Origin of the sequence: Polynucleobacter sp. AP-RePozz3-80-G7 (assembly GCF_018882145.1) — a bacterium.
Classification (GTDB): Bacteria; Pseudomonadota; Gammaproteobacteria; order Burkholderiales; family Burkholderiaceae; genus Polynucleobacter.
The window spans coordinates 1-8,088 of sequence record NZ_JACVPC010000008.1; the positions used below are offsets into that span (position 1 = coordinate 1).

Sequence of the window (8,088 nt, forward strand, 5' to 3'; positions counted from 1 at the left end):
GAACCTTATCCCTAGGAGGTAATGTCACTACTTCAGGTAACCAGTCTTATGGCGAAGCAGCGACCTTAGCAGCTGCTATTACTCTGAACACCACAGCAAGCTCTGGTAATGGCACAGTCTCTTTTGCTAATACTCTGAACAGTACTGCTAGCCAAGCTTATGGCTTAACGATCACCTCAGGTTCAGGCAACATTACCTTTACTGGCGCAGTAGGGGGAGCTACTAACGGGGCTCTAGGTACTACAACCATTACCACTACCGGCACTACCACCACATCGAGTACCTTTGCAGTTGGTTCCGGTAAGAACCTCACCATCAATACCGATACGATCTCTTTAGGCGGCAACCTTACTGGTGGCGGTATCTTGACTATCGATGGTGCTAGCACGAACCGCGTGATGAACATCGGTAGCTCCACAACCAGCACTACTGGTACCTTGTATCTCTCAGATACTGCCATTGGATATCTAAATCAAGCCTTTAGCTCGATTGTTCTGGGTAGTGCAAGCGGTACTGGCAACATTAACTACAACCCAACTGCAAGCATCACCTTTGTAGCGCCGCTGACTATTCAAAGTAGCTCTGGCAACATCAGTGCTTCTGCAGCGCTAGCTACAGGTACTAATGCTTTAACCATTAGTAGCGGCGGGGCGGTCAGCGCTGTTGGCATTACCTCAGGTAACTTAGCGATTACTGGCACTGGCATTACGCTCAATACCAACATCACTACCAGTGGTACCCAAACCTACACTGGTGCAGTAACGCTGGGGAATTCGATTGGGTTAGATTCAACGAAGGCAGGGGTCAATACTGCTGGTGCAAATATCAGCTTTACAAGCTCTATCACTGGCTCTAGTGCTAATACTCAGGCTCTCACACTGAATGCTGGAACGGGCGGAACAATCTCTGTAACTGGTGCTATTGGACCTACCTCTCTCTCAAGTTTGACGGTGACTAACTCGGGTGGATCGACGTTTGCTAGCTCTGTAACAACCGGAACAAGTATTGTTTTGAGTGATAGTTCTGCTTCAACAACTATTGCATTCCAGGGCAATGTTTCAACTCCGACATTAACTATCGCTGGTACTGCGCATGCTTATAACGTTAGCTTAATTGGATCGGCAAATTCCGTTACCAACGCCGTGACCTTTGGAAACACTGGAGCATTGGTATTAGGTAATAGTGCTTCAGATGCCTTTACATTCTCTGGCGGATTGATTGCAACTGCACCAAGCGCCGTCACGGTTGCTGCCAACATTACTGGTGGAGCTGCAGTTACAGTTGGAACTGCCAGCCACGGTATTACTCTTGGTTCAAACACCAGTATTGATACCTCTGCAGCGAATGCCAATATTAGTTTGAATGGCGCTGTTACTGGGGCGGGTTACACATTAACCTTATCTTCTGGTACAGGAACGATTTCATTCGGAAGTACAGCTAGTGGATTGAGTGCAACCTCATTGACTGGTGATGAAGTAAATTTTGGCGGAACATTCAATGGCTCCTCTACTTTGGCTATTCTGCCAAGTACAACTACACGCGGAATTAAATTTGGGGCTGCAGACAATACAAATGCAACTGTGTTGAACCTCACAGCTACTGAGTTAGGCTACTTAGGTACAGGCTTTACAGCAATTACCTTTGGCGGAAGCGGTATTTCTGGGCCATTTACAACTGCCGCGGATCTGACTTTCTCATCGCCCACAACGTTTACAACTTCAGGAACCTTTACTTTAAGCAATAGCTTGAGCGCTGCCAATAGTAGCGCTGGAGCATTTACAGTGAACGGCCCACTTTCCTGGTTTGCCGGAAACATTACAACCGGTAGCGGCAATATCAACTTGAATGGCAATATTACTTTGGCTGGATCGGGTGGCTCTGATACAAGAACGATTACTAGTTCAACTGGCAATATTCTAGTAGGCGCAAGCACCAGTAATACCGTTACAGGTGCCGGCACCAATCTCACCATTAATAGTGGTAGTGGCGCAGCCACTGTGAATTCAGCATTAAATAATATTGGCGGCTTAGGCCTTGGGACAAGTGGCCAGACCGGAACGATTACTACGAATAGCGGTATTACTGCTGCTAGTTTAAACACGGGTAGCACTGCCTACAATCTAGTTCTCAATGGCGGAAGCGGTGCAATATCAACGATTGGTACTAGCGGTTCCACTTCCTACAACTTGGCATTTAACAATACCGGAACATTGACTATTAACGGTAATGCAAGCAATGTATTTAGTGTATTGGGTTCACTCACCATTTCTGCGCCTAGTGCCTTGAATTTGATGGGAACCATTCAGACCTCTGGGGCATTGACCATTGGAAGCAGTATCAGCATGGTCGGTAATACAAGCTTTGATACTACTGGTGATGGCTACGGAGTTTCTGGAAGTGGCGCAGGTGGAGTGACCTCTATTGCTGGCAACCTTAATGCAGCAACGGCAGGATTAACTTTAGCTATTAATACTGGTTCTGCTAATTTCACCGAATCGGGCAATATGGGGCCAGGCGGTGCTAGTGCTACTAATTACCTCACTGGATCAACATACTCATTGTCTGCCGATGGTTCAAATGCTTACAAGCTGTCAATCAACTTAGGCCAAACATGGACATACCAAGCGGATTATCAAGTGAATTCAAGTGGTTTGAATGGTAGCGGCCTGAATACAATTTTCTCCTACGGCATGCATACCGATGGTATTTTGATTCGAACATTACGCGGGGATAATTTTTATCTACAGGGAAATAACCCATCCGGAAGTAATGGCGTGGACTTATTTGGTTGTGGCACCTGTGTAGGTGGTAGTTCATGGGTAACGATTAAGGTCACCTATAACTATACTGGTGGGGTTGGAACAATAAATGTGTACTCTAATAATGTTCTGAAGATGACAGGAACTGGTAATAGTCCGTTAAATCCAGCAGATTTATCACTTTGGATTGGTAGCGCACACCATGCATCTGGTGAAGGCTTGAATGCAAGCCTCAAAAATTTATCCATTGCATTTACCAATAACGTAGGCAATTCTATTGGTTCTGTAACTGTCAATAACAACCAAACTGGAGATGTATTGTTTTCAGGACTATTTAATGCAAGTGCATTTAATAGTGGGTCAGGTTCTTATAATTTGGCATTTACTGGCTCTGGTTCCTCAATTGGATCATCGACCGCATTTGCTAATGGTGGAACTCTTGAGTTAGGTGCATCAGCTTCGAATACTCTAAGTATTACCGGTGGATTCTCTGCAATTACGCCTACAACGGTTTACCTCGGTGGAACAATCAATACAAATGGCCCGATTTCGATTGGTGCTACGGGTACTTTAATCATCCTTGATGCGGCAACAACGCTTAACACCTCTACTGGACTCACTACTTCAAATAGTGGAATTACATTAGCCGGCACTCTAAGTGGCGTAAACACTGCACTTACATTAAATGCGGGGACTGGCGTTATTACAACAGCGGCCATGGGTACTAGCGGCAATGGTCTTGGCCCCCTTTCAATTACTGCAGATGAATTCAACCCAACAGCTAATATCTATGGCCAATCAACATTGTTCATCAAGCCTTCAACTAGCGGTAATACGATCAAGCTAGGATCGACATCCAATAGCAATACTGACTCAGTGTTGGATCTAACCACTACTGAAATCAATTATCTGCAGCCTGGTTTCACGAGGATTACTCTGGGTTCTCTCACCGCCGGTGCAATTACAGTGGCCGCTGATCAAACATTTACAAGTCCAGTTACATTCTTGACCAACGGCGCCAATATTAATTTAGGCGCTAATTTAACTGGAGCTGGTACAGGTGCGTTTACCTTCACCAATCCCGTTAAAGTAACTGCTACTCCGGTAGTAATTACTACTGCAGATCAGCCTGTGACTTTCTCCAGTACATTGGATGGAACTACAGCATATAGTCAAAGTATTAGTCTCCATGCTGGCAGTGGAAATATTACCTTTAGTGATGATGTGGGTCAGGGTACCGCCTTGAATGTCTTTACGGTAGATAGCGCGGGTACCAACATCATTAGTTCGCCAGTAAGTGCTCAAAGTATTGTTACCGGAACCCTGGGGACCACTGTCATCAATACTGCATCAGTTGTAACAACTGGCGCTCAAACTTTCAATAACAATGTGTTGATTCAGGTAAACACTGCATTCAGCACTACCAATCAGCCAATCACCTTTAACGGTACAGTTAATAGTTACGATAGTTCCTCAGCCCGTACAGTTTCTATCAATCCAGGTAGTTCCAGTGTGGCCTTCAATGGCGCAGTTGGTGGCATCAATGTATTGGGCAATACCAGTGTTACTGCAGCATCCTTCTCCACCGGTTCATCTGGCACGATTGCCATGGGTGTCAATAACCTAACAGTCACAACTGACGCTGTATCTATCGGCGCTGCAATTACTGGCACAGGCGCATTAACCATTCAACCGAATACTGCTTCTACAGTAATGACGATTGCTGGTGATGGCTCTGCATCTGGCCTTAATTTAAGTACTACCCAGCTCAATTTCTTAGGTAGCACCTTCTCTAATGTGTATTTTGGTAGCGCTACTGGCACTGGTGCAATTACCGTGAATGCTTATACGATTGCCGATAAAGTCACCATTCGTAATGCTGGTACCTCTAGCGGTGGTATGAACTTTGCTGGCGCCTTCTCAGTCAATGGCTCTTCAAGCACCCATAACCTGACTCTGAACACTACTGGCACAGTGACTCAAAGTAGCGGGGCATCTATTACTGCTACTGGTTTAGAACTTCTTGGTACAGGCGCTACTTACACCTTAACTGAATCAACTAATGCAGTAGGCACCTTAGCTGGTAACACTGGCATTGTTTCTTTCTTGCAAAACAGTGCGAATTACACCATTGGTACTGTGAACTCCACCGTTGGTATGACTACTACGGGTAATTTGAGTTTGACTGGAACCAGTGGAATGACGTTGGCTACCAACATTGTTAGTGGGACAGGTACGCAAACCTATACAGGCCCGATTACTTTGTCTAATCAGGCAATTAGTCTTACCTCTACGAACGGCGCTATCAATTTCAGTGGATCAACATCAACAATCAATGGTGCGCGCGCGTTGACGATTGGTGCAGGTACTTCAACCATTAATTTTGGAGCAGCTATCGGTGGTGCTACGGCAATTACAAGCTTGACAGTAACTGGCACCGGCGGCATTACCTTGGGGGATAGCATTTCTACTGGCGGCTTGCAAAGCTATACCGGAGCAATAACGCTAGCAAATTCATTGACTTTGAGTGCTATTGCAACAGCATCCACTGGAGCCAATATTTCGTTTAGTAGCTCCATTACCGGAACAAGCTCAAATACTCAATCGCTTACCCTGAATTCAGGTACGAGTGGCACTATCAGCGTGACTGGAGCTATAGGCGGTGTTCCACTCGACACTCTGACCATAGCTAACTCCGGTGGCACTACCTTCACCAGTACTGTTAGCGACACTACTACTACCTTAACTGCAACTACAGGCACCATTGCCTTTAATGGTGCATTAACAGCTACTACCTTAAATACGGCAGCAGCAGGGTACAACCTCCAACTGAACGGCGCTACTGGCACCATCACCAACGCAGTCACTTTTGCTAACACTGGCACCTTAACTCTTGGCGCCTCTGGTGGTACACAAACTTACACCGCTGGCTTTACAGCAACTGCGCCTAGTGCAACCACACTGAACGGTACGATCGTTGGTGGCACGATGAGTATTGGTAGCAACACTGGAACCCATACGATTAGCCTGGGATCTAATACCGTACTCAACACTTCAGCTGCCAATGGTGCCATTACCTTAGGTGGCGCACTAACTGGTTCAGCCAAGACACTAGATCTATCTTCTGGTAGCAATGCGATTACGGTGAATAGTGCAGTAGGTACATCTGGTAGCTTACTCGGTACAGTAACCATTGGTAGCAGCGGTACTCAAACTGGAGCAGTGGGCTTTGCTAATAACGTTTATGCAACAGGATTCGCAACATCTGCCACAGCATTTAATTTAACGATGACGGGTTCCACAGTAACCCTTACAAACGCAGTGAGCCTTCTAAATACTGGAACATTACAACTTGGTAATAGTGGCTCAGCAGCATTTACATTTAATGGTGGCTTAACTGCGACTTCAGCATCATCTACCAGTCTTGCTGGAGGCTTCGTCGGCGGTGGTCCAATCACTATTGGATCCTCCACTGATGCAGTGACTTTGCTAGCCAATACTACTGTTGATATTTCTGGCTATACCCCAACTGCTCCTTCAACCACTTACACAAGTAATACGACATACACGGTAGCGGCAGGTGTAACTAGCTTGACAGTGAGTGCCGCCGGTGGAGTCGGTGGTGGCTATGGAGGCAATGGTGGATTGGTTGTTGGAACAGTAGCGGTTACACCAGGACAAGTGCTGGCAATTAATTTTGCTGGTGCTGGTTCTGGCGGCATTTCTTATGGCTGGCCTTCACAAGGAAATGCGGGTGGTAACTACGCTGGTTTATTTGTTACATCCGCATCTTCTGCAAATGCTCTCATAGTTGCTGGCGGTGGCGGTGGCTCTGATGGGCTTAATTCAGCAGCTGGTGGTGCGGGCGGAGGATTGACTGGTGCTAACGGCTCTAATGCAAGCAGTTCAACACAGGGCTCAGTCGGTGGTAGTGGCGGTACTCAACTTGCTGGAGGTTCTGGAGGAGCACAAAACCAAGGTGGTAGTGGTGCTTCAGGCTCGCAATTACAAGGTGGTAATGGCGGCGCTGGTACCGGTAGTTATGGAAATAAACCCGGCGGTGGCGGTGGCGGAGGCGGTTGGTATGGCGGCGGTGGCGGAGGTGCTGGAGATGATAATGGCGCCGGTACACGCGGAGGATCCGGCGGAGGCGGGGGATCATCTTATGCAAATTCTACATACGTAACTGGCGTAACAATGACGTCAGGCGCTAATAACAGTTCAGCCTATATAAGCATAGCTACCATACAAAATAACACTGGACTAACAATTGCTGGCGCAGTAAACGGAGCCTATACATTTACTCTAAAGGGTGGAGTATCTCCAGTCTCTACCGTTGCTATTGGCCAAAGTACTGCAGTCACTAGCGTTACAGCAAGCTCAAGCAATAAGATGAGTCTTGCAGGTAATATTTCATCTAATGGTCTTCAGAGCTTTACTGGACCAGCTGTGCTTGCTAGTGACGTTAATTTAAATACCAATGTAAATGGGTCTGCAAACGGAGCTATTTCATTTAGCTCCACTCTAAATAGCACCTCCACAACCCCATACGCCTTAACCATCACCTCTGGTTCTGGTAACGAAACCTTCACTGGAGTAGTCGGTGGTACTAACAAGTTAGCAGCTATTGCACTGACTTCTACTGGCACCACCACCTTTAGCGCTGCAGTAACTGCCGCTTCACTTATCCAAAATGCTACCTCTGGTACTACCGCTATTAACGGTGCCACGATTACGACTACTGGTGCGCAGACTTATAACAATGCCGTTACCTTGGGCGCTGCAACCACTTTAGCGACCACCAATAGCAATGTTGGCTTTGCCTCTACTGCGACGATTAACGGCGCTCAAACCTTAGCGATTATTGCGGGCTCTGGCACGATTACGTATGGCGGTATTGTGGGCGGTACTACAGCACTCACATCTTTGGCCTCTACAAGCAGTACTGATATTTATATTGGCGCCAACATCAAGACTGCTGGTAACCAAACCTATACCGGCCCAGTTGTACTTAATGCTGGCGTAACCTTAAACTCCACTGGCACAGGTAGCTCAAATGGGGTGTTCTCCTTTACTAGTACGGTAGATAGCGCTGCTAGTGCAGCCAATGCGCTGACCTTAACTTCGGGCTCAGGCAACATCACCTTTACCGGTGTAGTAGGGGGAGCTACTAACGGTGCACTTGGCGCGCTTGCCCTCACTTCTACCGGCACCACCACCTTTAGCGCTGCCGTATCTGCCGCTTCACTCATCCAGAACGCTTCTACTGGTACAACAGCCATTAACGGCGGAGCAATCACCACCTCAGGTGTTCAGACCTTTGGTAACA

General features: G+C 47.0%; 1 protein-coding gene. It reads left to right on the forward strand.

Annotated elements, in window-relative coordinates:
- Positions 1-8,088 (forward strand): hypothetical protein (locus ICE90_RS10710; protein WP_216192504.1); only part of this gene is annotated, 8,088 nt, incomplete at both ends.